Annotated in this window: 25 protein-coding genes and 1 pseudogene; 10 read left to right on the forward strand and 16 right to left on the reverse strand. The window is 43.3% G+C overall.

Annotation, left to right across the window (positions count from 1 at the left end):
• The first annotated feature begins 5 nt into the window (after positions 1–5).
• The 4 genes from AC2Q9J_RS02075 to AC2Q9J_RS02090 all read left to right on the forward strand — a co-directional run bounded on the left by AC2Q9J_RS02075 (position 6) and on the right by AC2Q9J_RS02090 (position 4,882).
• A complete protein-coding gene (locus AC2Q9J_RS02075; RefSeq protein ID WP_282019669.1) occupies positions 6–1,166 on the forward strand; it encodes a D-alanyl-D-alanine carboxypeptidase family protein in 1,161 nt (386 codons plus the stop codon).
• Between the two features lie 153 nt (positions 1,167–1,319).
• On the forward strand, positions 1,320–1,799 hold the full coding sequence (locus AC2Q9J_RS02080) for a VTT domain-containing protein (RefSeq protein WP_499037332.1): 480 nt from the start codon (positions 1,320–1,322) through the stop codon (positions 1,797–1,799).
• Positions 1,800–1,987: 188 nt separating this feature from the next.
• Positions 1,988–3,811 carry an asparagine synthase (glutamine-hydrolyzing) gene (asnB, locus tag AC2Q9J_RS02085; RefSeq protein WP_499036860.1) on the forward strand — a complete coding sequence of 608 codons (1,824 nt, stop codon included), beginning with the start codon at positions 1,988–1,990 and terminating at the stop codon, positions 3,809–3,811.
• Positions 3,812–4,015: 204 nt separating this feature from the next.
• Positions 4,016–4,882, forward strand: coding sequence for a C39 family peptidase (locus AC2Q9J_RS02090; protein ID WP_145990723.1), 867 nt, complete (start codon positions 4,016–4,018; stop codon positions 4,880–4,882).
• Positions 4,883–5,051: 169 nt separating this feature from the next.
• Here AC2Q9J_RS02090 and AC2Q9J_RS02095 read toward each other — a convergent pair whose 3' ends face one another.
• Positions 5,052–6,584, reverse strand: a complete 1,533-nt coding sequence (locus AC2Q9J_RS02095; RefSeq protein ID WP_499037334.1) for an FAD-dependent oxidoreductase — start codon at positions 6,582–6,584, stop codon at positions 5,052–5,054.
• 423 nt (positions 6,585–7,007) lie between these two features.
• On the opposite strand from AC2Q9J_RS02095, the gene AC2Q9J_RS02100 reads away from it, so the two are divergent.
• The 3 genes from AC2Q9J_RS02100 (at position 7,008) to AC2Q9J_RS02110 (ending at position 9,904) form a co-directional block, all read left to right on the forward strand.
• A complete protein-coding gene (locus AC2Q9J_RS02100) occupies positions 7,008–7,532 on the forward strand; it encodes a hypothetical protein (protein ID WP_281862873.1) in 525 nt (174 codons plus the stop codon).
• Between the two features lie 191 nt (positions 7,533–7,723).
• The gene (locus AC2Q9J_RS02105; RefSeq protein ID WP_499036862.1) at positions 7,724–9,163 is read left to right on the forward strand and encodes an MATE family efflux transporter; all 1,440 of its coding nucleotides are present in this window, start codon (positions 7,724–7,726) and stop codon (positions 9,161–9,163) included.
• A gap of 24 nt (positions 9,164–9,187) precedes the next feature.
• A complete protein-coding gene (locus AC2Q9J_RS02110; RefSeq protein ID WP_101802017.1) occupies positions 9,188–9,904 on the forward strand; it encodes a DUF8832 domain-containing protein in 717 nt (238 codons plus the stop codon).
• 419 nt (positions 9,905–10,323) lie between these two features.
• Here the strand turns inward: AC2Q9J_RS02110 and copZ are convergent, their stop codons facing one another.
• Both copZ and gap read right to left on the reverse strand, forming a co-directional pair.
• Positions 10,324–10,536 carry a copper chaperone CopZ gene (gene copZ, locus AC2Q9J_RS02115; RefSeq protein WP_282019666.1) on the reverse strand — a complete coding sequence of 71 codons (213 nt, stop codon included), beginning with the start codon at positions 10,534–10,536 and terminating at the stop codon, positions 10,324–10,326.
• 51 nt (positions 10,537–10,587) lie between these two features.
• A complete protein-coding gene (gap, locus tag AC2Q9J_RS02120; RefSeq protein WP_282019665.1) occupies positions 10,588–11,592 on the reverse strand; it encodes a type I glyceraldehyde-3-phosphate dehydrogenase in 1,005 nt (334 codons plus the stop codon).
• A gap of 492 nt (positions 11,593–12,084) precedes the next feature.
• Here gap and AC2Q9J_RS02125 point away from each other — a divergent pair, with 492 nt between their 5' ends.
• The 3 genes and pseudogenes from AC2Q9J_RS02125 to AC2Q9J_RS02135 all read left to right on the forward strand — a co-directional run bounded on the left by AC2Q9J_RS02125 (position 12,085) and on the right by AC2Q9J_RS02135 (position 14,956).
• A complete protein-coding gene (locus AC2Q9J_RS02125) occupies positions 12,085–12,495 on the forward strand; it encodes a MerR family transcriptional regulator (protein WP_101803213.1) in 411 nt (136 codons plus the stop codon).
• Between the two features lie 35 nt (positions 12,496–12,530).
• Positions 12,531–12,752 carry a heavy-metal-associated domain-containing protein gene (locus AC2Q9J_RS02130; RefSeq protein ID WP_101803214.1) on the forward strand — a complete coding sequence of 74 codons (222 nt, stop codon included), beginning with the start codon at positions 12,531–12,533 and terminating at the stop codon, positions 12,750–12,752.
• Positions 12,753–12,766: 14 nt separating this feature from the next.
• Positions 12,767–14,956: pseudogene (locus tag AC2Q9J_RS02135) on the forward strand (heavy metal translocating P-type ATPase).
• 353 nt (positions 14,957–15,309) lie between these two features.
• On the opposite strand, the gene resA (AC2Q9J_RS02140) reads toward AC2Q9J_RS02135, so the two are convergent.
• The 13 genes from resA (AC2Q9J_RS02140) to lgt all read right to left on the reverse strand — a co-directional run bounded on the left by resA (AC2Q9J_RS02140) (position 15,310) and on the right by lgt (position 25,295).
• Complete coding sequence (resA, locus tag AC2Q9J_RS02140; RefSeq protein ID WP_101803217.1) at positions 15,310–15,852, reverse strand: thiol-disulfide oxidoreductase ResA; 543 nt, start codon at positions 15,850–15,852, stop codon at positions 15,310–15,312.
• Positions 15,853–15,922: 70 nt separating this feature from the next.
• Positions 15,923–16,186, reverse strand: coding sequence for a hypothetical protein (locus AC2Q9J_RS02145; RefSeq protein ID WP_101803218.1), 264 nt, complete (start codon positions 16,184–16,186; stop codon positions 15,923–15,925).
• 78 nt (positions 16,187–16,264) lie between these two features.
• Positions 16,265–16,507, reverse strand: a complete 243-nt coding sequence (locus AC2Q9J_RS02150) for an SHOCT domain-containing protein (RefSeq protein ID WP_145990739.1) — start codon at positions 16,505–16,507, stop codon at positions 16,265–16,267.
• A 66-nt stretch (positions 16,508–16,573) separates the two neighbouring features.
• Positions 16,574–17,266: a response regulator transcription factor gene (locus AC2Q9J_RS02155; protein WP_282019664.1), complete on the reverse strand. Its 693-nt coding sequence runs from the start codon at positions 17,264–17,266 to the stop codon at positions 16,574–16,576.
• A 134-nt stretch (positions 17,267–17,400) separates the two neighbouring features.
• On the reverse strand, positions 17,401–18,111 hold the full coding sequence (locus AC2Q9J_RS02160) for a cytochrome c biogenesis CcdA family protein (RefSeq protein ID WP_282019663.1): 711 nt from the start codon (positions 18,109–18,111) through the stop codon (positions 17,401–17,403).
• Between the two features lie 56 nt (positions 18,112–18,167).
• Positions 18,168–20,069, reverse strand: coding sequence for a copper resistance protein CopC (locus tag AC2Q9J_RS02165; protein WP_282019662.1), 1,902 nt, complete (start codon positions 20,067–20,069; stop codon positions 18,168–18,170).
• A 27-nt stretch (positions 20,070–20,096) separates the two neighbouring features.
• Positions 20,097–20,663, reverse strand: coding sequence for a thiol-disulfide oxidoreductase ResA (gene resA / locus AC2Q9J_RS02170; protein WP_101803223.1), 567 nt, complete (start codon positions 20,661–20,663; stop codon positions 20,097–20,099).
• Positions 20,664–20,799: 136 nt separating this feature from the next.
• Positions 20,800–21,840 (reverse strand): F510_1955 family glycosylhydrolase, encoded by a 1,041-nt coding sequence (locus AC2Q9J_RS02175; RefSeq protein ID WP_282019661.1) that lies wholly within the window; start codon positions 21,838–21,840, stop codon positions 20,800–20,802.
• Positions 21,841–21,844: 4 nt separating this feature from the next.
• On the reverse strand, positions 21,845–22,042 hold the full coding sequence (locus tag AC2Q9J_RS02180) for a hypothetical protein (RefSeq protein ID WP_101803225.1): 198 nt from the start codon (positions 22,040–22,042) through the stop codon (positions 21,845–21,847).
• Positions 22,039–23,445 (reverse strand): sensor histidine kinase, encoded by a 1,407-nt coding sequence (locus AC2Q9J_RS02185; RefSeq protein WP_282019660.1) that lies wholly within the window; start codon positions 23,443–23,445, stop codon positions 22,039–22,041. Before AC2Q9J_RS02185 ends, AC2Q9J_RS02180 begins: the two co-directional genes overlap by 4 nt.
• Positions 23,442–23,567 (reverse strand): hypothetical protein, encoded by a 126-nt coding sequence (locus AC2Q9J_RS02190; RefSeq protein WP_282019659.1) that lies wholly within the window; start codon positions 23,565–23,567, stop codon positions 23,442–23,444. Before AC2Q9J_RS02190 ends, AC2Q9J_RS02185 begins: the two co-directional genes overlap by 4 nt.
• Before the next feature lie 4 nt (positions 23,568–23,571).
• Positions 23,572–24,333, reverse strand: coding sequence for a cytochrome c oxidase assembly protein (locus AC2Q9J_RS02195; protein ID WP_282019658.1), 762 nt, complete (start codon positions 24,331–24,333; stop codon positions 23,572–23,574).
• Between the two features lie 149 nt (positions 24,334–24,482).
• Positions 24,483–25,295: a prolipoprotein diacylglyceryl transferase gene (gene lgt, locus AC2Q9J_RS02200; protein WP_282019657.1), complete on the reverse strand. Its 813-nt coding sequence runs from the start codon at positions 25,293–25,295 to the stop codon at positions 24,483–24,485.
• Between the last annotated feature and the right edge of the window lie 9 nt (positions 25,296–25,304).

Consider the following 25,304-nt stretch of genomic DNA (forward strand, 5'->3'; position numbering starts at 1 on the left):
TAATTATGAAAAAATTAGTTGCTGTTTCAACAATTCTAGTTATGATCCATACACTATTCGCATCTGCCGTTTTCAGTAAAACTATTGCCCCTCCCCTCCCAGTCCTATCCAGTGAAGCAGCTATTGTGATGGAGGCAACTACTGGGCAAGTCCTTTACGAAAAGAATGCACAGTCACAGATGTATCCTGCCAGTGTAACAAAAATCGCCACAGCTATTTATGCGATTGAGCAGGGGAATTTAAATGATGTCGTCACAGTCAGTCAAAAAGCACGAAGTACCGAGGGCACCCGGGTTTACTTGGAAGAGGGCGAACAAGTGACTTTAGAAAAACTGTTGCTGGGGCTCTTGGTCAACTCCGGAAATGATGCCGGCGTGGCCGTTGCTGAACACATCAGCGGCAGTGTTGAATCGTTTGCTTCTGATGTAAATTTATACTTAAAAGACGTAATCGGGTTGCAGGATACGAACTTTGAAAATCCCCACGGTCTTTTCGATCCCCAGCATGTAACTACAGCCCAAGACTTGGCGGAATTAACCAGATATGCGACGAAGAACGAAGAATTCATGAAAATGTTCGGAACAAAAGAACTGCCGTGGAATGGCGAATCCTGGGACACCACTCTGTATACGCATCATAAACTGTTACGGGAAAAACCTTATGAAGGCGTAACAGGCGGTAAAAATGGTTTTGTTCCAGAAGCAGGGGTCACGCTGGTGACGACAGCCGGTAGAGAAAACTTGGATTTAATTGTCGTTACCTTGAAAAGCAGCTCAGAAGCAGAAGCTTACAGTGATACGGTTCAGCTATTGGACTTTGGATTCGACAATTTCGAGACTTCCAGCATTCCAACGAACAGTAGCTTTTTTGCCGGAGAAGCAGAATACGTTACGCCCCGAGAAATAGCTTATACGCATCAAGCAGATGAACAAGTAGCAATCGATGTAACAGAAGACGGCAAATTAAGGATTACCGATCAAAACGGCATTCTTTTGTCTTCTTATCAGTTCTCGGTTATCGGTGATGCTGCGCAAAGCCGTTCCTCTATTCACCAGGACTCTCGCTCATTTTTAGAACAAGTTTTTTCGAATGCCTTCTATTTGTTAGTAATAGTCGGTAGCATGTTGAGTTTTCTGTATTATCGAGTAAGGAAAAAACGACTGTAGAAAGCACTTCTCTGTCATAAAATTGTGCTCACTTGAAACTTTTTAAACACCACCAATTTATCAATCTTTTTAACAGTGCAGGAGGCGGATCATACCATCAACATTCAATTCCCTGTTTTTGAGTTTCTGCTTTTACTCATTTTTAACATAAGCATGGGTGCAGTCGGCTTTTTCCCAAGCTTTCTGCTCACCGCCCTCAATATCAGTTCTTTCGGGTTAACCTTGGGAACAATCCTCTTATTGTCGGGGGAAATTTTCGGTGCAGTCCTCGGATTTCACTTGTATCGATTCGGGTTTGCAAAAATCAATCCCAAATGGTTGAAGCGGTCGTTTTGGAGATGCATCCAAAGTTCTTCGATAAGTCGTGTTTTTTGGGTAATCATCTTGCTGCGCTTAGTTCCTTTTGTCCCCTCAGGTTTAGTGACAGCAGGTGCTGCCTTAACACCCATTCCAGGTGGCTTATTCATGATTGCCAGCACCATAGGGAAGATTCCGGCCGTTTCTCTCGAAGTGGCTGTTGTCTATGGCCTGGTAGAATCCATACCTCCCGGTTACCAGTACGGCTTATTTATTTTGATCCTTCTATCGTTTCTCTTGATCTGGGCAAAGAATAAAAGAAAAAACTCTTTGTGATATTAGCAACTATTTCAGAAAACACCTATAGGCACTGCCGGTTTTTCAGTAATGAAAAGTGTAGAAACGATAATCCACTTTCGTAAATTGTATATAAATTCCTTTTTAATTTATGCATAGAATCTGCACATTAAAAATTTATAATACGGAAGTTCAAAAATATTAAACAATGAATGGAGCAACAACTTATGTGTGGATTTACAGGATTTATAGGCGAAACGAATAACGCATCAGCTGTTTTGGAAAAAATGATGAACACGATCATACACCGGGGACCTGATTCCTCTGGCATGTTCATTGATAACAAAACCGCTTTAGGCTTTCGCCGCTTAAGCATCATCGATTTAGAGGCAGACAGTCAGCCTCTATACAATGAAGACGAATCATATGTATTGATTTTCAATGGTGAAATCTATAATTTTATGCAGCTGCGCGAAGAACTTATTGCCAAGGGACATGTTTTTGTTACCCATACAGACAGTGAAGTACTTATCCACGGATACGAAGAGTTTGGTGAGAGTTTGATTGGTAAGCTGCGCGGAATGTTTGCTTTTGTGATATGGGACCGGAAAGAGGAAAAGTTATTTGCTGCGCGTGATATGTTCGGGATCAAACCTTTCTATTATGCACAGATGAACGGAACCCTTTTGTTCGGTTCTGAGATTAAGAGTTTCCTGCCACATCCCCACTTTAATAAAAGATTGAATAAAGAAGCGTTGAAGCCATATCTCACTTTTCAATTTCCAGTATTAAATGAAACATTCTTTAAAGATGTCTTTAAATTACCTGCGGCTCATTATATGACCTATCAAAACGGAGAAATTAGCGTTCAACGCTATTGGTCACCTGAGTTTAATCCTGCTGACCAACAACCGTTGGATAACATGGTTGATGAAATAGATCAAGTGGTCAGAGAATCCGTACAGGCGCATCGGATCAGTGATGTGAAGGTCGGTTCCTTTTTATCCAGTGGCGTAGATTCCAGTTATGTCGCTTCGGTCTTAAAGCCTGATAAAACTTTTACAGTCGGTTTCAGCGACAAAAATTTCTCGGAAATCGACAATGCCAAAGCCTTATCGGATGAGCTTGGCATTGAGAACGTAAATGAAATACTGGATTCGGAAAAATGCTTCGACAAGCTGGAAGAGATCCAGTACATGATGGACGAACCTCATTCCAATCCCTCTATTGTTCCGTTGTATTTCCTGGCTGAAATGGCCAGCCGTGATGTGACAGTCGTTCTTTCCGGTGAGGGAGCAGACGAATTGTTCGGCGGTTACGCAGAGTATGACACCACATCCTCCATGAAAAAATACAAGAAACTTCCTGGTGTGGTGCGTAAACCACTCGGCATGATCGCCAAACAGCTGCCTGACGTCAGAGGGAAGAATTTCTTGGTAAAGGGCGGGCTGTCCCCTGAAGAATGGTTTATCGGACAGGCAAAAATATTTGAAGAAAAAGAAGCTCACGGCCTTTTAACAAATGATTATAATCAGGCCCCATCCGTAAAAGAAATCGTAAAACCTTATTACGACCAGGTTAAACAAGAAGATGATGTGACAAAAATGCAATACCTGGATTTACATCTTTGGCTGGTAGATGATATCTTACTGAAAGCAGACAAAATGAGCATGGCCCACTCCATTGAACTTCGTGTGCCTTTTCTGGACCGGGAAGTTATGAATGTCGCTGCCAAGGTGCCGGTCAAGTACCGCATAAATGATATCGACACGAAGTATGCCTTCCGTTTGGCAGCGGGACGAGCTTTGCCTGAAGAATCTGCGAACCGCAAAAAAATCGGATTTCCTGTCCCTATCCGCCATTGGTTACGGGAAGAACGGTATTATGTGAAGGTCCAAGCCTATTTTGAAAGTGCAAATGCCGCCCAATTCTTTGATCAACAAGAAATAATGGCTTTATTAAATGACCATTATCAAAAAAAAGCGAACAATGCCCGAAAAATATGGACGATTTTCATGTTCTTGATTTGGTATAAAAAGTACTTCGATTGATCGCCTGTCTTACATTCACTCGTTAATGGAGGTGTTCGTTTGAAAACATCCCATAAGTTTTTGCGGTTCTTGTTCCTGGTTATCTTATCTTTTTTTATTATCGGATTTAGTCCTGCATCGCTGGGTATCTCCATAAAAAAACTCGTGACAGAGGGCTTTGAGTTGAATAACCCCCAGCAGAATGACTCTTCCAGGAACTTTTTATTGAAAAATTCCAGAAACGGCCTGCCGTTGGAAAATTATCGAATGTACATCATTGACGCCGGCACAAGCACATTGAGGGACTCTGTAAAATCCGATGATGCCGGTGAAATGAACGTAGAAGAATTGGTGGAGGGAAAAGAATATTGGCTAAGAATCATAGCTGAGGATGAAGATTCAACCACCTTTAGAGTGGCAGAAGAAACTTCTTATGTACATGAAACAGCCAGCTCGCCGGTTGTGATAGAGACATACGCCGAACGTGAAGCAAACCGCCTCGGCATACCAACGGTTCGACAAAATCCGGAACTTCCGAATGGTTGTGAAATCACCACTTTAACAGCCGTTCTCACCTATCACGGCCTAAAAACCACAAAGACGAAAATGGCCGATGACTACTTGCCTAGAGCACCTTTAAAGTATCAAGAAGGCAAACGGATTGGACCGGACCCTCATCAGGCTTATGCCGGTGATCCGCGAAATACAAATGAGGCTTGGTATGCATTTGCCGGCCCCATTGTTGAAGCCTCCAAGAAAATTATTGATGATAAAGGAAGCCGTCTAATCACGAAAAATGTCAGCGGAAGTTCACGTGAGGAAATTCTTTCTTATATGGATCAAAATATTCCCGTAATCGTTTGGGTCACACTCGATTTGTCGCCACCCATCACATCCGGCGGCTGGTATATTGATGGAACTGATGAATTCCACTCTTCATTCATTAATCTGCATACAGTCGTGTTGGACGGTTGGAAAGATGGGGAAGTCACTGTTATGGACCCCCTTAAAGGACTTGTCACCCATCCGGAAGATAAATTTTTTGAGAGTTACGAAGCACTTGGAAGCCAGGCGGTTCTTGTCAAAAGGTAATTCCCCTCTTACGGACTGCAGTAATACTCTACTTTTTCATTTCGTGTTACCAAAGCTGCCAATATAGTAACGCCCTGAGTGAAATGAAATTCCAGACAAATAAAAAGTATGGCGGAGCCTGTTTGGCCGCCATACTTTTTACTTGTTTCTGGTTCAAAATCACTTTTGCTTATTCTCTCATTTTCTTTAAAGGCTTTGTTGCGGGTCCTTCCACTACATCACCGTTATAGGAAAAGCGAGATCCGTGACATGGGCAGTCCCACGTGCGTTCCGCGTTGTTCCAATGTGTCTGACATCCCATATGAGTACAAGTGGTATCCACGACATGGAAATCACCTTGTTCATCGCGGTAAGCGCCGGCCCGCTGTTCGTTATAATTGATGACTTTCCCTTCATCTATTTGCAAGTCCGTGAACTGCCCGGCTGGTTTTTCCGCTTTGTCTTCCGCAAACATTTTACCAACATGAAAACTCTCTTTAGTGAGCTTTTTCATGCCCGGCTCCTTAATCGGCCGTAAAGGAGAAAACGTCTCCTCGTACTTTGAACCTCTCCCACTGATCAAGTTTGTTAATAACTGGCCGGCTAAAATACCCGAACTCATCCCCCATTTGCGGTATCCGGTCGCCACAAACACATTCTCCATTTCTGTTGAATATCTGCCGATATACGGTATCTGATCGAGAGTAGCTGGGTCCTGAGCTGACCAGCGATAAGGGACTTTTTTGACTCCAAACGTCTGATTCACAAACTGATACAGCTGATTATAGCTTTCTTCTGTCTTCTGTTTATGCCCCACATAATGACTATAGCCCCCTGCCAAAACCAGTTCCTTGCCCTCTAACTGAATGGAGCGTAGGGAATGGGCAGGTTGGCCGGCGTTGACATACATGCCACCCGGATATTCCTTGTCTGTTTCTGCCGCAATGCTGTATGACCGGTTAGGACTCAAGCGTGCATAGTAAAACCCTTCTTTATCATAAAAAGGATAGTGGGAACAGACAACCAAGTAATCTCCTTCCACTCTTCGGCCTTCCCTTGTGACGGCGACCGGACGCTTATTCGATTCAATATCGTCTACCCTTGTGTTTTCAAAAACCCTGCCACCTTTTGCAACAATTTCTTCAACCAGGGGTTTAAGAAACTTAACCGGATTGAACTGTGCCTGATGATTCATGACAACTGCCCCCAGATTGTGGACATCAAGAGGAATGTTATCTATGAATCCACCATCAATACCTATCTTTCGATAAGCTTCCGCTTCTTCTTTAACTTTCTCCTGTTGCTTTTCATCTTCGGCAAAAACATACGCTTTTTCTTCAGAAAAATCACAGTCAATTCCTTTTTCAGTGATTAAGTTTTTGACATATGAAATAGCTGCCTCATTTGCCTCATAATAAGAATTCGCTGTCTTGCTACCCTCGTTTTGAAGCAGGTAGTCGTAAATGAGACCGTGCTGCGAAGTTAACTTTGCCGTCGTAAAACCTGTTGTTCCACTTAAAAGACGTCTTGCTTCAACTAAAGTAACGCGGTATCCCTCGATGGCCAGCAGATAAGCTGTCATAATGCCCGAAATTCCCCCGCCTATAATGACGACATCCGTTTCACAGTTTTCCTCTAGCGAAGGAAAGGTCGGGAATTCCACTGAATCAAGCCAGTAAGATTCTGAACGATCAGGGATGTTAAGCGCCCTGTTTTTACTCATCAAGATTCCTCCTTTCAAGCATAGGAACAGAAAACTTTAACTTTGAGAATTTATTGATTTGTAAACACCTTATTGAGACGAGCGTTAATAACAGAGACAGCAAACAGAACTTTGTATCTCTTGTTACCGCAATAAATATGATTCTGTTTACAGCTAGTACTTGCTAGCCTTTTCAATTTTTAAGACTTCTTCTTAAAATTTAGCGCTTAATTTTATCTACCCGTCATTTTCTGGCATAAACTGATGGGTCGTATCCAAACTGGGTAAAGTGGATTTTACTTGTCTATTCTGCAAGCCATTTACATTTATAAAGCATTTATTCCCGAAAGAAATTATGCATTTTCTATGGAGTTTATGAGGAAAAGGGAAGGGTAGAAGTTTATATAGCATTAAAACAATAACCATACGAAAGGATGTTTTTTTATGTTATTACCATCTACAGATACCGGGTTACTCACGTCACATCTAGAAGCACATGATGGACTCATTTCAACAGTTAAAATGCACTTGAAGGAAGTAGAAAACCCATTTCTTCACCATTTACTTAGTGTAAAACTAAAGACCATGCAAAGTCATGTATCTGTGATGTTGGAAATGATTGATCCAGATAAAAACGACTTTTCAGAAGTGCCACCATTGGAAGAACTCTCAAACAGTACAAGCAGCGAGGAGAAAAAACAGAAAGCAGCCACCGAGATGGAAATTCATTTAGCACTTCAAGCAAAAGCCACTACACAATCAATGGCGATGGATAACTTTATTTCTGCTTTAAAAATGAAAAATCCCGAAGTCAAAACGGCGCATGTGGAGATGGCACTTCAACAAATGCAACTATTGAAAGAAGTAACTACATTTTTAAAAGAAAATGAAGCCGAAGTCACACCCTTCAGCAATCCCGATGAGCAACAAAAAGTGTTAGAACATTTCAGACATATGAGAAGTGAATAGTAGTTTGAAAAACTAATTCCATAATGTCTTCCTCTAGAAATGAAACCAGGAACCTTTTAAAACTCAGCTAAATACCCGAGTGGCAACTTCTATATTGCAGCATTGCATACTAGAGTTCTCAACAATTGAAATAGGACACACGTTATGTGTGTCTTTGTTTTTTGAGGGAAGTTCCGGAAAGGAGAAAAATGATGAAAGAGAACTTGCTGGTTGATCAACCTCTTCAACCAAAAACAGATAAAGAACGGCTAAAGATTATTATCGTTCTAGCGATACCAGCAGTAATTGAAAACTTCTTTCAGACGTTACTGGGTTTTGTGGATACGTATTTTGTTTCCCAAATCAGTTTGGCGGCCGTTTCAGCAGTTGGGATTACGAATGCAGTCCTTGCCATTTACTTTGCCCTGTTTATGGCGATCGGGGTCGCAGCCAATGTCCGAATTGCGAACTTCCTTGGTGCGAACCAACCCGAAAAGGCCAGGCACATCTCGCAGCAATCCATTATTCTGGCAATCATTTTTGGGATTCTCACCGGTTTAGCTACATGGTTCTTTGCAGAACCACTGTTACGGCTGATGGGAATCGAAGAAGAAGTCCTGGAATTGGGATCACTGTATTTCCGGATTGTAGGTATTCCTTCAGTCATCATGTCGTTAATGTTTGTAATGAGTGCGATTCTAAGAGGGGCTGGCGACACCAAAACGCCGATGATGATAAGTATAGTCATCAACGGCATCAATGCTGTGCTTGATTATGTTTTGATATTCGGTTTTTTATTCATTCCCGAACTTGGAATTGTCGGTGCCGCCATAGCCACCGTGGTTTCCCGTTTAATAGGCAGCTTAGCCCTTTTCTATTATGTAAACAAAGAAAAAGTACTGACATTCAGAAAACACTACTGGCAACTGGATAAGGGCCACTTAATGGAGCTCTCCACACTTGGTGCACCTGCAGCCGGAGAACGTTTGGTCATGCGGGCCGGCCAAATAGTCTATTTCGGTTTCGTGGTAGCCCTTGGGACCAATGCCTTTGCGGCTCACCAGATTGCCGGTAACGTTGAAGTATTTTCCTATATGATTGGGTATGGCTTTGCTACCGCAGCAACAATCCTGGTAGGCCAACAGATTGGCGCCGGCAATTTGGCAGAAGCCAGAAAGTATGCAAAACTTTCCACCCAAGTAACCGTAGTGTTCATGACGCTCTTGGGAGCAGTCTTGTTCTTCTTTGGAGACTGGGCCGCGTCTTTCTTTACAGAAGATCCGGAAGTAATCAGCGATATTGGGACTGCATTGAAAATTTCAGGTGTTTTCCAACCTTTTCTTGCGGTTTTGATGGTTTTGACCGGCGCATTTCAAGGAGCGAACAACACAAAATTTCCGATGTATTTGACCGCTTTTGGTATGTGGGCTATCCGCACACTGCTTGTCTACCTGTTAGGAATACAGTTGGGATGGGGGTTGGCTGGTGTCTGGATTGCGATAGGAATTGATATCGCTTTTCGTGCGGTAGTGTTGGTGATTCAATTCAGTCGCGGCAGATGGATGGCACTTGAGAAAGCACCAGAACCTGAGGCACAATGCCATCCACAAACAACTAAAGAAAACATGTCTACAAATGCAAACAACTACTAATGGAGAAAAAAGGAGGAGTTTCTTTTGGAACATGAACATCACAATGAACACCACAAAAATCGTAAATATCATGATATGGATGAAAAACTTCCCGAAGTCCAAATAAATATCACTTATAACTACGGGATAGTGACGATTAAAGTTCGTGATAAAGAAAACAATGCTGTAGCTTTAACTGAAACTCACGAAAAAAGAATGCACCTGGTTATTACCAGTGCAGATTTAGAAACTTTTTTACATGTCCACCCCATCGAAAATGCTTCTGGAGATTTCGAAGTGGTGTTGGAACTGCCTCCGGGACGTTACCTTGCTTTCGCGGATATCAATCCCGGAAGAATGACTTATGTTATCGAGCCAATTACGATAACAGTCGGCAAGGTTACTGACACCCCAAGCATCGATTGGGAGATGCTTGCGGAAAGGGATAGTGCTACAAAAGAAGTCGAGGGTAAAACCGTTACGTTTCACCATCCAAAGCTGACTGCCGGAAAATCAGCTGCTCTATCTTTTGATTTAAACGGCGAAACTCCTTTGCCTTACTTAGGGGCATTAGGCCATGTAGTTGTGCTGGATGAACAAGGAGAAAAATTTATCCACGTCCATCCAGTATCAGAAGACAAACCCGTATTTGAAGCTCAGTTCCCTTCACCTGGTTTTTATAAACTATGGGTTGAATTCAAATTCTCAGACGCGGGCGTTCTCGCTTTTCCATTTGTCATGAAAGTCGCTGATAGAAATTAACTTGCAAGAAAGAGCATAAATTACTTCGGTATCACTTTGGACAATAACCTAAAAACATAAAACTAAAAAACGCCTTGCATTGAAAAAAGGTATGAAAATACCAAAATTCTATACAAGGCGTTTTTCTGTATGGCTTCAAAAAGGGGTCAAAAAAAGGGTACCGAAACGACTCTATCCTGAGAAAGAAGTCCAATGTCATCCAGATGAAGCGCAACCGCAACTCTACAAATGCGGAAATTATAAAAATTTACCAAATCAAAACCTGAATGTCATGGAACCAGGGAAGCGAAAGGGTATAGGAGAGTGCAGTCTCTTTTGCTAACCCGAATCTCAGATGGTGATGTTTGGATGGCGTCCACCTCAAACAAGCATATTTCAAAAAAAGCGAGCTTCCAATCTAGGAAACTCACTTATACCATCTATTTTAATGCTACGTCATAGCCTTGTTCCTCCACAGCTTCTTTCATATTCTCTGAGGAAATTTTTGATTCGTCATAGGTAACTTCCACTTTACCAGAGTTTAAATCTACCTCTGCAGCAGATACTCCTTCTAAACCTTTTAGCGCGCCTTCTACTGATATTTTGCAGTGGCCACAAGTCATTCCCCTAACATCTAAAGTTTTGGTTTGCATGTTTTCTCACCCCCTTTTTGAAGATTCAAAACCGGCTATTTCAATTGACATTTATTTAATGACTTGAGCAAAATGTTCAGTCAAACGAACCAGATTAGATACAAATCCATATTCGCTGTCGTACCAAGAAACAGTTTTAACAAGCTGCTTATCCCCATTTTCAACGATATCAGTTAATGTGGCATCAAAAATACCTCCGGCTGAAGTTCCAACAACGTCTGAGGACACAATTAGTTTTTCAGAGTATTCAAACGAGGGACTCGTAGCTTCTTTCATGGCTTCATTCACTTCTTCAATTGTTACTTTTCTTTCTAAGTTTGTATAAAACTCCACTATTGCCCCACCTAAAAGTGGTACTCTTACTGCCGTTCCGTCAATAATTCCGTTTAATTCAGGAATGACTCTTCCGACAGCTTTTGCTGCTCCAGTAGAAGTCGGAATTGCATTCATCGCTCCTGCCCGTCCGCGCCTCATATCCGTATTAGGGCTATCATGTAATTTTTGCGAAGGTGTATAGGCTTTAATTGTAGTCATATAACCAGTTACAATTCCAAAGTTATCATGTAATACTTTCGCAACTGGAGCTAAATCATTAGTTGTACAAGAAGCTGAAGAAATGATCATGTCGTCTTTTGTAACAATGCTCTCATTAACACTGTAAACAATCATCTTCGTTTCCTGATCTGCTGGAGCAGTTATAATTACTCTTTTAGCACCTGCGTCAAGATGTGCCTGAGCCTTATCAGCCGTTTTATAAATACCGGTTGCTTCTAACACGATATCAATTTGCAACTCATTCCACGGGAGATCTTTTGCATCAGCTTCTTGGTAGAATTTAATTTCCTTCTCACCAACAACCAAGACATTTTCATGTACCTGAACATCATGCTTTAATCGCCCATATGTTGTATCAAATTCTAATAAATAAGCTAAGTTTTCAATATTAGCTAAATCATTCACAGCAACTAGCTCCAGTTCCGAATTCGTATCCAATAATCTTCTTAATGTTGTTCTTCCTACACGTCCAAACCCATTAATAGCTAATCTAGTGGTCATTTATTTTCCTCCTCTAATCTAGATTCAAACACCTTCTAGCTCGAATGAACAGGCAGCCCGGTTCTATTAAGCTATTACCAGTATTGTACAACCTTCATTTCATATCTTTCTATTCCTACTTAGAAAATCCCTTCATTCCATAAATTAATATCCAATGTTAGGTTGTCAGTTGCTTATTTTGCTACGGCAGCAATTGCCCTCCGGATGCCGTTGATATCCATGACTTCATCTGTTGCTTCCGGTGTGCACATCAGCTTCCCTTTCTTCTTTCCTTTTCTATGCCCTCTTTCAAGGTGAAAAGCAGCCGTTCAAATAAACAGCGGTGGTTAATAAGGATAGTCCCTCTACGTGCTTAAGGATTATTTCTAGTAAAAATAGCCAGAGAAAGCCGGTTTGACAGACGTAATGGGATTTCGATTCAACTAAACGTCCACTGCTTGACCCTGTAGTACGGTCCAGGGTTTATACTCTAGGTAAAGGAGGCGGAAGCGTATGAAAATCGGGGAAGTGGCCAAAGCCGCTGGCGTCAATATTGAAACCGTTCGCTATTACGAGAAGTTTGGGTTGATTCCGGAATCTCCACGTACAGATTCGGGATACCGGAATTTTCCTTCTGAAGTTGTCCAAGACGTCCAATTCATCAAGAGGACGCAAAGCCTGGGTTTTAGTCTGGAAGAAATAAAGAAACTGTTATCCGCATCTCGAAAACCAGAGTTTCAGACCGAAGACATGTATGAGTTCACGATGCACAAAGTACGGGAAATGGAAGCACGGATTGAAGAACTGAAGAACATGAAGAATCTGCTGGAAGAGTTGGCTGGAAAATGTCCTCGTTCCACGGGGACGAAAGCCGACTGTCCGATCATCCAGTCACTTAAAGGGACTGCCTTGCCAGTCCGATAAATTCGATAGCTTACCAATTGAAGGAGGAGATATGGATGAATACCCAACTGAAAACATTCACAGTAAAAGGAATGCATTGCGAAGGCTGCGAGAATCGGATCCAAAAGGTGCTGAATGAAATCCCGGGCGTCTCCAATGTCCAAGCAGACCATTCCGAAGGAAAGGTGGAGCTTCAAGCGACCGAAGAAGTTTCGGCAAAACACGTTCGCCAGAAAATCAAGTCGCTTGGTTTCAAGGTGCAGGGAGGCGACCAGTGATGAGCCAGCTTCAAATGAAAGTCGGTGGGATGCACTGCTCACTTTGCACCAACTCCATTCACCGGGCATTGACGCGGCTGGATGGCGTAATCGATGCGCAGGTGAGCATCGCGCATCAGGAGGTCCTTATTGAATACGATGCGGGGCGCGTACGTCCGGAAAAGATGATGCGCACGTTGAATGACTTGGGTTTTACCTCGCGTGAACCGGATCATGATACGTTTGCAGAAGAAGAGCAAGAACTGAAAAAGGCGAAACACATTGCCTGGATGGCGGGAGTTTTAATTGTGCTGGCTTCCATCCTCATGGCATTCACCCTTTGGCTGGGCCCTTCTCTCTGGCGGACGTACGGACAGGCAATTTTGGCGGTCCTCACCGCTGCAGGTCCTGCATCTTTCGTCTTGCGTAACGCTTGGCAGTCACTGCGTCGCGGCATCCTCAATCAGGATGTGCTGGCAGGTTCTGCCGCTATGGCGGGAATCGCCGGTGGGCTGATGGGTCTATACTATCCGGTTTTTCCAGCCGGTGCTTTTTTCGGTGCGACGACGTTTGTTCTCGCCTTTCATTGCATCGGGGGGTATGCTTCAATCCTGGTCCATGTCCGGTCTTCACAGTCCGTCCGCAAACTGATGGATCTGCGCCCGGAAACCGCCACGCGATTGAAGGAAGATGGTTTGGAAGAAGAAGTGGGCGTTGAGGCGCTGCGCGTAGGCGAACACGTCCGGGTCCGACCTGGCCAGCGCATTCCCATTGATGGGCAAGTAGTGCAAGGAGCATCGGCGGTCGATCAGCAACTCGTGACAGGATAACCTCTGCCCGTAGATGTCCAAACGGGAAGCGAAGTGATTGGCGGGTCGTTGAATGTCAATGGGAGCCTGGTCGTCGAGGTGACCCGTGTCGGGGAAGATTCGTTTCTGCAAAAAGTGGCCCGCCAAGTGGCCGAGGCACGTGTCATGAAACCAGGCATTTTGCGGCTCGTCGACCGGATTCTGAACGTCTATGTTCCAGCGGTGTTTACCTTGGCAGCGATCAGCGGCTTGGTCTGGTCCTTGGGCAGCTGGTTACTTACCGGGCAGCCCGATTGGGTCCGGGCAGGGTTTTCGGTACTTGGCGTATTGGTCATGGGCTATCCCTGCGCGATTGGGATGGCGACGCCGCTTGCCATTATCCGGGCGAGTGGAGAAGCAGCGGAACGCGGCATCTTGATGCGGTCGGGGGAAGCGTTTCAGATTTTCCGCTTGGTGGATACGGTTGTACTGGATAAAACCGGCACGTTGACGGAAGGAAAACCGCAGTTGACCTCCGTTTGGGCGAAGGACGGCAACCGGGACTCTGTCCTTTCCCTCGCAGCTGCTGCGGAAAAGCTGTCGGAGCATCCACTGGCCAAGGCAATTGTGGCCGCTGCTTCCGATGCACAGGTTCCCTTGCCAGGAGTTGAATCATTTACCGCTTTAGCCGGGCGTGGAATCGAGGTCGAATGGAACAAGCAACCGGTTCTAATCGGTACCGAGCGCCTGTTCAAGGAACGGGGCATGAACGAAATGGAGCTTGTTGTCCCTTGGCTGGAACAGCGGCAAGAGAATGGGCAAACCGTGGTGCTAGTCGGGCTGAACGGGACATTGATCGGAGCCTTGGCGTTGGCCGACCGGATCAAGAGCGATGCGTCTGGCATTGTAGCGGGTCTCCACCGCCGCGGAAGCCGTGTGGTCATGGCAACCGGGGACCATCAGCGGGTGGCAGAGTCCGTGGCGGAACAGTTGGGCATTTCGGATGTCCAGGCCCAGTTGCTTCCGGAAGACAAACGCGCCTTCATCCGGGAAATGCAGCTATCGGGGCGTAAAGTGGCGTTTGTCGGGGATGGCATCAACGATGCCCCGTCTCTCATGCAAGCGGATGTGGGCATCGCCATTGGAACGGGCACAGATATCGCCATCGATGCGGCCGATGTCGTAATCCCAGGAGAGAAGCTCGTTTCCATCCTTCAATCGCAGGAACTGGCGGCTACCAGCTACAAGATGACCATCCGGAATGTGTTTCTGGCTCTGGCGTTTAACGGCATCGGCATCTTGGCGGCAGTCACCGGTCTTCTCCATCCTATTTGGGCCATGCTGGCGATGGCGCTCTCTCTCTCAACGGTACTGATCCATACCTTGTTCAGCCCCATTGTCAAAACCGGTGAGTTTCAGGAAGAAAGGATTAGCTAAAGTAGCTGTCGCCTAGGCACACTATTAACGGGAGTAAACCGAAGCAAAAAGAAGACCGGGTGCTGCCTAGCATCCGGTCTTCCCTTTCATTTTAGCTAGCATTCGTAAAAATAAACTCTTACAGACCAAAGAAGAAAGAAGATGTGCTTTGATCAGCCTCTTCACTCCTTGGTATTCAAGCAGCTTCCGATAACCCCATGATATGTAAACTTTGAATATAAGCTATAGAGTTTTTACTCCATAGCAAAAACAATTTATTTTCGAACAAAATAAAGCATCCATAGAGTTCATCTCTTTAACGCTGTGTGAGGTTAGACCGTCTAAAGACCTCTTTGTGTTCATCAAGAAATCTTTTAAAACTCTTCCGGCTTAATCAATTCCATGTAACTTCGAATGTCCTCTTCGGACATTTCACCTGTAATGATTTTCTCGATTTCTCCATCCGGATTGACCAGGATCGTCGTCGGCAGTGGTCGAATGTTGTAAGCTTCCATCACACTTTTATCCTTGTCGATGACAATCGGGAATGTTAGATTTTTTCGTTTGGCATATTGTTCCACTTCATAATCTGACTGGGCGATGTTGACGGCCAGTATCTGTACACCTTGGTCCTTGTATACTTGATATTGCTTTTCCATCAGCGGAAACTCTTTCTCGCACGGTTTGCACCAAGTTCCCCAAAAGTTTACGAACACCCCTTGTCCTTTGTAATCAGACAGCTGATGCCGTTCCCCGTTCAAATCTGTCAGCGCAAAATCGGGTGCCGTATCTCCAACCTGCAGCAATTCACTTTTTTCCTTCGTTACACCATTATAAATGGTAAAGGCAATAGCTCCTATCATAACAAGCAAAATGGCTGTCCTCATCAATAGTCGGTTCTTCTTTTTAGTGGCCATCTTATCTAAGCTCCTTAATTTTCATGGATTAAAATAAGGTCTCATTCAGAGACCTTATTCGAGAGTGATCTTATTCAGCTTCTTTTGCATTCACGGTAGTTTTCATAAAACTTGCACAGGTATTCATCATTTCCTTTGCTTCAGCTGAATTCATTGCACTCATCATATTTGACATATTGCCATTCTCCATCATGTTCGTCATTCCATTTTCATTGGCATTCATCATGTTATTGGTTCTATCGCTATCAAATCCACTGGCAAATCCGGTTGTCCCTACTACTAGCAGGGTGGACAAAGCAAATGACAAAATAAAAGGCGTTTTTTTAAGTTTCATTTCTTCCTCTCCTTTGTTATGACTGGACAATCAGAGTATAGACACTAAATTTGTTGAATTTGTGAAGACACTAAAGTATTACTGTTTATTTTGTAAAAACGCTTTTCTTTCTTCAAATCCCTGTTCATCTATTTCTCCGTGCGCAAATCTTTCCCGGAGAATTTCCATCGAAGAATCTTCCCGCTTTTCAACTGCTGAAGAATTTTCTTTTTTTGCGGCCTGCTTCATGGTAAATAAAACGATTCCATAGATGATTAAACCCACAACAATAACCCAAAAAACCATACCGAGAATCATACCTCCACCCATCATCGACATCAATTTTATGACCTCCCTTCATTATGAAATGTATTCTCGATCTACTTTTCCAAAAATTTCTCTTTCAGTTTAATCCTGCGTGTTAAATTTATACCCGACACCCCACACTGTTTTGATGGGGTTATAAGACAATCCGCCTTTCCGAAGCTTTTCCCGTACATTTTTTACATGGGTATCAATTGTTCGCAGGTCGCGAAAATCTTCCGGCTCCCAAATGGTATCCAATAAAATGTCCCGGGTGAAAACTCTTTTGGGCTGGCTTGCGGCCATATAAAGAATGTCGAACTCTTTCGGTGTCAACTCGACGGAAGCGTCCTTCACCTTTACTTCCCTGCTTTCGCTATCGATAAGCAAATCCTCAAAAGTTAACAGAACGCCTTGAGCCCCTTCTGTTTTAACCTTTTCACGGCGAAGCAGCGCATGGACACGGGCCACCAGTTCTTCGGGGGCAAACGGTTTAACCAGATAATCATCGGCTCCAAGGTTTAAGCCGCGGACCCGGTCCTGCACATCATTCCGAGCGGTCAGCATCAGAATTGGCACTTGCTTTATCTGACGCACAGCTGAACAAACTTCCCATCCATCAATATCCGGCAGCATAATATCTAATACCAATAAGTCATAAGAGTTTTGCCTGGCCATTTGTATGGCTTCATGGCCTCCTCTGGCCTCATCCACCTCAAAGTGCTCTTTGGACAGATAAATCTTCACAAGGTTTCTCATATTCCATTCGTCATCGACTACTAAAATTTTGTTTTTCATTTTAAGCCCTCACTTTTGACTGCTCATTCTAACTTTAGCCGTAAAGTTTGTAGTTACTGTGAAGTTTTTCGATTCCCATTCTTTTCTTCCGAAAGAAAATACCAATCGGAGTCTAAATTATATGGATCAGTTGCTCACAACCCGGTAAAACCATTAAAGAAATTATTAGACAGAAATGAAATCATCTTTGTCATCCAGTCAAAATAGAGGAATACCCCCATGATGATCATCGTAACTCCGCCCACCTTCATAATGAGTCCGCTATATGTCTTTACCCATTTCATCCTCCCGATAAAAAATGACATAAAGAAAAAAGGAATTGAGAAACCGAGTATATAGGCAATCATGTAAACCAGCGCCTGGTTCGGATTTGAAACTCCCAACGCAATAACACCTGCTAAAATAGGGCCGGTACATGGTGTCCATCCGGCGGCAAAGGCAATGCCAATGACACTTGAACCCAGGTAGCCGCTTGGCCGGTCTTTAAACGTCATTCTTTTTTCCTGCATCAGGAATTGAGGTTTGAAAACTCCCAGTATGACCAATCCCAGCAAGACAATTAAGATAGCTCCCATCTGCCGAATCAGATCACCGTAATAGCTGAATAAGTTGCCGAATAATGATGTGGAGAAACCAAGGGCAATAAAGATGAGGGAAAACCCAAGCAGAAAGAAAGTGGTATGCAATAATGCCCGTTTTCTCAGTATCCCTTTGCCATTCTGTAATTCATCAACAGACATTCCGGTTATATACGACAAAAATGCCGGATATAGGGGCAAGCAGCAGGGGGATATAAAAGATAATACCCCGGCCGCAAAGGCTAATAATAAATTTACATCTTCCATTCACGTTTCGCCCTTTCTTAGTCTTTTTTTAATATTTTGGTTTTTGTTTAAAACCGTTATTCATTAAACCGCATTTCCCCCGGTATAACGACTCGAAAAGCAAATTCCACTTCTTCTCCGTCCGATTTTTCCGCCGTCACTTTCATATTCATTGTGCCAGCAGCATGAAGAAGATTTCCCGAAAGTTTAAAAACACCTTCTTCAACTTGAAATGCTTTGTAGTTTACCTGGTAATTCGGCGGCATGGATAACGTTACTTCCACGTCCTCAATCGGTTCACCTTCGAAATCCATAGTTAAAACGTTCAATCCCAACTTCAAAGGAGAGAAACTGACATCCAATTCAATGTCCTCTTTTTCTATGGTGGCAGGATAAACGCCTTGTTCAGCAGAACCAGGTGTTGAAACAACCAACACAGAAGCAAACAGTAAAAGCAAAGCCGCATAAATAATCTCGACCCGCAGCCGGTTGAGCACTTTAGAGACAGCTTTTTCTGTCAGTTTTTTGATTAATCTTCTTTGGAAAAATCCAATCACCAACACAGCGAGGGTTAACGCCATTTTCAAAACAATCGCTTTCCCCCACTCACTTCCCCAGAAGCTTTCAATTGTATAAGAAGGGACATATTTCATTGTCATATATAACCCGGTTACAATAATGACCGCTAAACTGATGAATGCCCAATTCGAAAAAGCCGGCAGCGTGCTCCGTAAAAATTTCTTCATCTCTTCTTTCTTGGGAAAGGTTAGCATTGCCAGTAAACCACCTATCCAAATGGAAGCCGCCAGTAAATGCAGTGCATTCATAAATATTGAAAAGTAGCCGCCATATCGAGGATATGCCGCATGACCGGTAATAAATGGAATCAGCAACAGCGCAACTGCAAAGAACAACAGTCTAGCTTTTGTTAAGAAGACACCCAGCACCAGTAAACCAATCTGTACTAATGGAATCCAGACAAACTTCAGCGAAAGAAACTGAGTGAATGACAGGCTTTCCAATTCGCTTTTTTGAGCCAGAAAAACGAGAACCACGCCAGTGAATACAAAAAACAGCAGGAAAAAAGAAAGTGAATTCCGTTTCAGCGAAGCGGGTTCTTTATGTATGACCTTATGAAAAAACGCTAAGCCAAATAAAGTCATAATGCCGATGAAAAACAACCAGTATCCCGTTTGCTTTAATCCCATATTGGCGAACCAGGCAGATCCGACTGGCTCCCCTTCGTTCGGCTGCTGGATCGCAGTAAATTCATCGACAGCAAAATAAAATACATCTATGGTATCTGGCAGGCTTAAATCTTCCGATGCTTCGGGCCGGGCATACCAGGTGACTTGATAGGACCCTTTCGGCAGCTCTTCGTTGAACTCAATAATTACATGATTCGGATCTTCAGGGTCCCTAACAGGTTCTTTGATACTGATGGATTGTTGCCTATCATCAAAAACCCCAATAGCGGTTATGTCAGCGGGCTGGTTGAACCAAAGATCCATTTGCCGGGGAGAACCATCTGTAATTTCTCCGTCTTCGGGATAATTTTGAATAATTTCAAAATCCGTCTGTTGCTGTGTCTTTTCTTTTTCAATTACTTGGAAATTTAGGTTCTCTTCCAATACATCGCCATCCAAAGCAATGACACTTATCTTGGCCGCATAATTGCCCGGTGGTAATTCATCATTCAAGTTACTGATAATATGCGTCTTATCATCAGGATCGACTCGTGTATCCTCTAATTCAATTCTAGTCCCAGATTGACTCTTTAACTGAATAGATTCAGCGTGCAGAACAACAGGGTCCTGAAACCAAAAATCGAGCGTTGACGGACTTTCAGTTAGCCTTTCCCCTTCCGATGGACTGGTTTCTTCCATAGTAGAATGAGCAAGAACCTGGATTGCCGGAGAAGCAACGTGCATCAAGAGAAAAGTGACAAATAAAATAATAAATTTATGGACAAACCACACAACAAACACCTCCTTACGTCTTTGAACTTACTGAGTATTAGACGTTTTATCATTTTCAGATTCCGGCATTATCTGTTTCATATAGTCAGCTATTTGGGATTCCGTTAAACCGGCAGAGATCCGGTCCACCACTGTTCCATTTTCGTCTATCAGAAAACTGACAGGAATTGCCGCCACATCATATAAATTCATCGTTTCTTGGTTCAGATCAAGCAAGACAGGAAAAGTCAATCCGTATTTCACTGCAAAATCTTCGACTACTGGTTGGGGCTCTGCCACATCTACCGCCAAAATTGTTACGCCTTTTTCTTTGAACCGTTCATACTGATTTTGCATGAATGGCATTTCCTTTTTGCACGGGGGACAATAAGTTGCCCAAAAATTTAAAAATACTCCCTGTCCCCTATAATCGCTTAACTTTACAGTTTCTCCATCAAGATTAATAAGTTGAAAGTCGGGAGCTTCGTCTCCGACGGAAAGGGCTTCTCCACTCTTTTTGATGTCTGAAAGATTGGTGAAAAGCACGTAGATTATAACGGCGGCAACCCCGACTAAGAGACTTGTTTTTAAAATCGATCGTTTTTTATCGCCCAAATCCTGACACTCCTAAGGTTTGAAGTTAATACACTGGAACAATTCCAGAAAAAAATGGCAACCTGATTGCGGTTACCATTTCCTGCAGCTTTTGATCAACCTTGAAATTTACTAACTTCACAGTAGCTAAGAAAAACTACTGTTTTGTACCTGCTTCTAAGTTAATGCCTGTCCCTTTTTCAGCTATCTGGCTCCAGTTCCCGCCAGAATCTTTGGTCATGTACATATCTTTTTCAACCGTTGTAAATGTAATTTGGTTTTCGTCCTGCGGATTGACCGCGATATAGCCGATTGTGTTTTCTTCATTCAATTCAGGGATTGAAATGAGTTGCGGCTCATTTGTTTCGCTATCGAATATTGTTAAAGTCACTTCCCCAGAAACACTTCCTGCAACCAAGTCACCTGCTGGAGAGAAAGTGACTGCTGTAGTGGGAGAGTCTGATACTGATTCAAAGGTCTCTCCAAAATCGTTTGACAGAAAGACTCCTTCGCTTGTGCCCAGAGCGACAATTGCGTCGTTTGTTGGGTGTGCGGCTATTGAAAATATCGGGCCCTGCAAGTCCGTCATCTCACTTTTCGTCCAAGTTTCTGCATCGTCTGTGGAATAATATAAACCTATGTCATCCATTCTTGAATTCGCCTGTGGATTGATCACATATATGGCATGTGAATTATAGCCGACCGCCATTCCATGAAAATCCACTTCCTGATACAAATCCAACATTTCCAAGTTTTGCCCCATATCAGTTGTTTTAACCACACCAAATGGATTTTTCAATGAGGAGCCTGGTCCTGGATGACCACTGCTGTAAAATCCATCATCAACCATGACAAAGCCCATGTAATCATGCGGCTCAGCTGCCGCTTCACTCCAGACGCCATTTTCGAACACTTTCAATCCATCATGGGAAGGGACATATAATCCGGCTCCTGAGAACCCAAGCCCGTGTACGTGCATCATTTCAATATCGCTTACTTCCGGTGTGTTTTCTTCGGCAGTTGTCGTCCCTGCTTCGCCTTCTTCACCAGTTTCTTCTTCGTTTGTTTCCTCATTCTCTGACTGGTCTTCAGCCACTTCTTCAATGGCTGCATTATCCATAGCTTTTTCTTCCCCCGAGCACGCGGCGATACTTCCCGCCGATAGCGCTATCAGAAGCGCGAATGTCAACTTCTTCATTTTGTTACCTCCTCTTTTTTGTATACCGCCAATAAATTATTCCTGTCAGGATCAGCGGAATGCCCATCCATAAACATACTTGGACAAATGTTGTTAAGAAAACCGTCAATCCGGTTTCCAGCATCAATGTTCCAGACATCGTTAAGCAGAGTATTCCAATAACAACTAACAAAACGGCTAAAAAAACCTCAATCCTTCTCATGGAGATTCCCTCCTTATGATTGGGAGAGCAAGTTCAAAACATGTGCCCTTTCCAATCTGGCTTTCCACTGTAATGGCTCCTCCCTGCAGTTCGACAAGCTGTTTGACAATCGCCAATCCAAGTCCTGTTCCGCCGAACTCCCTCGATCTTGATTTTTCTACCCGATAAAAACGTTCAAACAAAAATGGAATATCTTCTTGGGGAATGCCAATACCCGTGTCTTCAACAATTACTCTCACCTTAGTGGAGTCACTGGATAGTTTCACTTTTATGAAACCACTTTCTGTATAGCGGATGGCATTTTCAAGTAAATTGCTGATGATTTGTTCCATTCTTAATCCATCAGCATTTATACTTGGAAAGTCATATGGTTGGTTAAACTCCAATTGAAGCCCTTTCGCTTGTGCGTTCATTTTCGTCTTGAGAAGCGCATTTTCTATCACTTCCACCAAATCCACTTCTTCGAAGACCAACGCTATCTTTCCATCTTCCATTTTTGATAGCTCAAATAAATCCGAGACTAGATTCGACATCCTTCCAGCTTCCAGTTGGATGATCTGCAGATACTGTTCTTTTTCTTCTTCAGTTTCATAAAGGTGATTCCTTAATGCGCTTGTATAACCTTCCAAATACGTAATTGGCGTTTGCAACTCATGCGATATATTGGCTAAAAATTCCCGTCGATTGGAACGATACCGATGAAGTTCGATCGCCAGATCATTTATAGCTGCGGCCAGCGTACCGATTTCATCCATTGAACTGCGCGAGACTCTTGTATTCAAATCGCCTGCAGCTATTTTCCGAGTCGCTTTCTCCATTTCTAGAAGAGGACTGGATAATTTGCGCGATAAAATGAAGGTAAAACCGACCGCCAAGAAAACGGCCCCTATTCCCGCTAGGATTATCGCTCTTTTAACTAACTCCAGCGACTGATATAAGTCTTCAACAGAAGCTAAAACGAAAATCCCACCGATAAGCTGCTCATCCTCAGAGTAAATAGGCTTTCCCACTTGAAGATAACGACTGTTGTTAATGTCATCATAATATTCACGACGAATATCAGCATTCTTCGTCATCACAGCAAGGTCTTCAGCACGAATACCTTCTCCTACCGGCACACTTGGAATACCTGAATTCGCAACGACTATTCCTTGTTCATCAACAATAATTATTTCTTGTTCTGTTACTGAGGCAAGCAACTCGAACAATTCAAATTGCTGTTCATCCAGTGAGTCGATTGAATTTGCATAGCGGTCCGATGCCTCTTCTACTTCTTCTTGGATCTTGCTGAAATAAAAGCCGGAGAAAATTTGATTCACTACAAAACCAAGCGGCAATAAAATTACCAACACGAGCAGTAATATGCTCGAACTTAATTTAACTACAATACTGTTCCATTTCATTGTTCTTCATCCAAACGCTGAAATATGCGAACCTTCTCTGCTTCAGCACGCTTAATCTGAATAGGTTCTCTCAGATAACCGTTGACTCCCTCTTTCCCTGACGCTTCTTTTATTTTTCTCATTGATTCACTCCCCAACAGTAGATTTACTCGGCAATGCATCAATTTCGCCCACTTTTTCTTTCCGTGCCCATTTAAAGAAAATATAACCGATCACTGTACTGTATACAATCTCCTGGACAATTTTCATGACTATACCACCGGTCCTCTGGTCTTCCAGCGGCGGAAGAGAAGCAAACAGCTGTGGAGCATCTGAGTATACCGTATAAAACGATTGGTCTGAAAAAATGATAAGGGCGCAGGCCGGTGTCAGCAGCATTCCTGCCGCAAAAATGTATCCGATTTTATGGATTTCGGACAATTTATCCAATTCTTTTACCATAGGGATAAGCGGAATCCACATAAAAAAAGACGTCATCGTTAAAATAATATGCATTAAATTGTGCAGCATACCATTCCCTACAACTAAATTGAATATGAGGGGTATATGATAAAAAGAAAACAATACATTAAACAAAAGTAATGGAATTAGCGGACGTTTCAAGAAACTCAATATTTTAGTCCGTAAACCGACTTGGATTATAGGTGCAACAAATCGTTTTGGAAGACCCAGCAACAACAATGGGGGCAAGAGCGTATAGATTAACGATTGCTCCAGCATATGTGCGCTGAATAAATAATGGTCTCCCAGTACATGCAACGGGCTTCCCAGTGTTACATACAGCACCACTAAAGCCGAAAAGAAAAAACCGAACTTCTTGAAAAAATCTTCTTCCGTTTTGAATTGATAAACATAGACCCCTAAGATGATGACCAAAATCACCGCCATCCAAAGGTTCCATTGTGAAAATAATTAGCTGCTTCGGTTGCTTCATCAACGCCATTATGCGCCAAGCCGCTTTCTGCCGGATTCAAAAACAACACTAGTAGAACACTAAACAATATCCCAGTTACTTTCACTGTCTTTCTCACTTCTTTCTACTTGTCCTCATAATGTGCTGGTTTTTTAAGTACGACACGTCTATAAATAAGTAATCCGAGCGCTAGTATAATCGCCATCACGGAAACCAGCTGCGCTGCCCGGAGTTCGCCGACTACATACAGGCTGTCTGTCCGCATGGCTTCAATGAAAAATCGACCAAAGGAATACCAAATAATATAGAAAAAGAACAGCTCCCCGCGAACTAAATTGACTTTTCGAAGCAGCAACAAAATAACAATGCCCGCCAAGCTCCACAGCGATTCATACAAAAACGTCGGGTGATAATAAGCGCCGTCTATGTACATCTGGTTAATAATCCACTCGGGAAGGAACAAACTCTCCAGAAACGCACGTGACACTTCTCCGCCATGCGCCTCCTGATTGATAAAATTACCCCAGCGGCCAATTGCCTGACCGATTAAAATGCTCGGCGCCAAAATATCCGCCACTTTGAGAAATGACGTGTTCCGTTTTTTGGTAAAGACATAAGCGACGATGACAGAAGCGATCAATGCCCCATGAATGGCGATTCCGCCATTCCAAATGGCTATGATGCCTGCCGGGTTGTCTTGGTACTGCTCCCACTCGAATGCCACATAATAAATCCGCGCTCCAACGATTGCAAGCGGCACTGCCCAAATCAACAGATCCGTCAAAAAATCGGAATGAAACCCTCTTTTGACCATCTCCCGCTGCCCGACCAAAAAAGCAATGATAATCCCTGTTGCTATAATGACGCCGTACCAGCGAACATCGATTGGTCCCAATGAAAACGCAATGGGGTCTATTGACGCTAAAATCTGATGCATATACTACCC

It is taken from the genome of Planococcus sp. RAB007_Raresut, assembly GCF_057369535.1.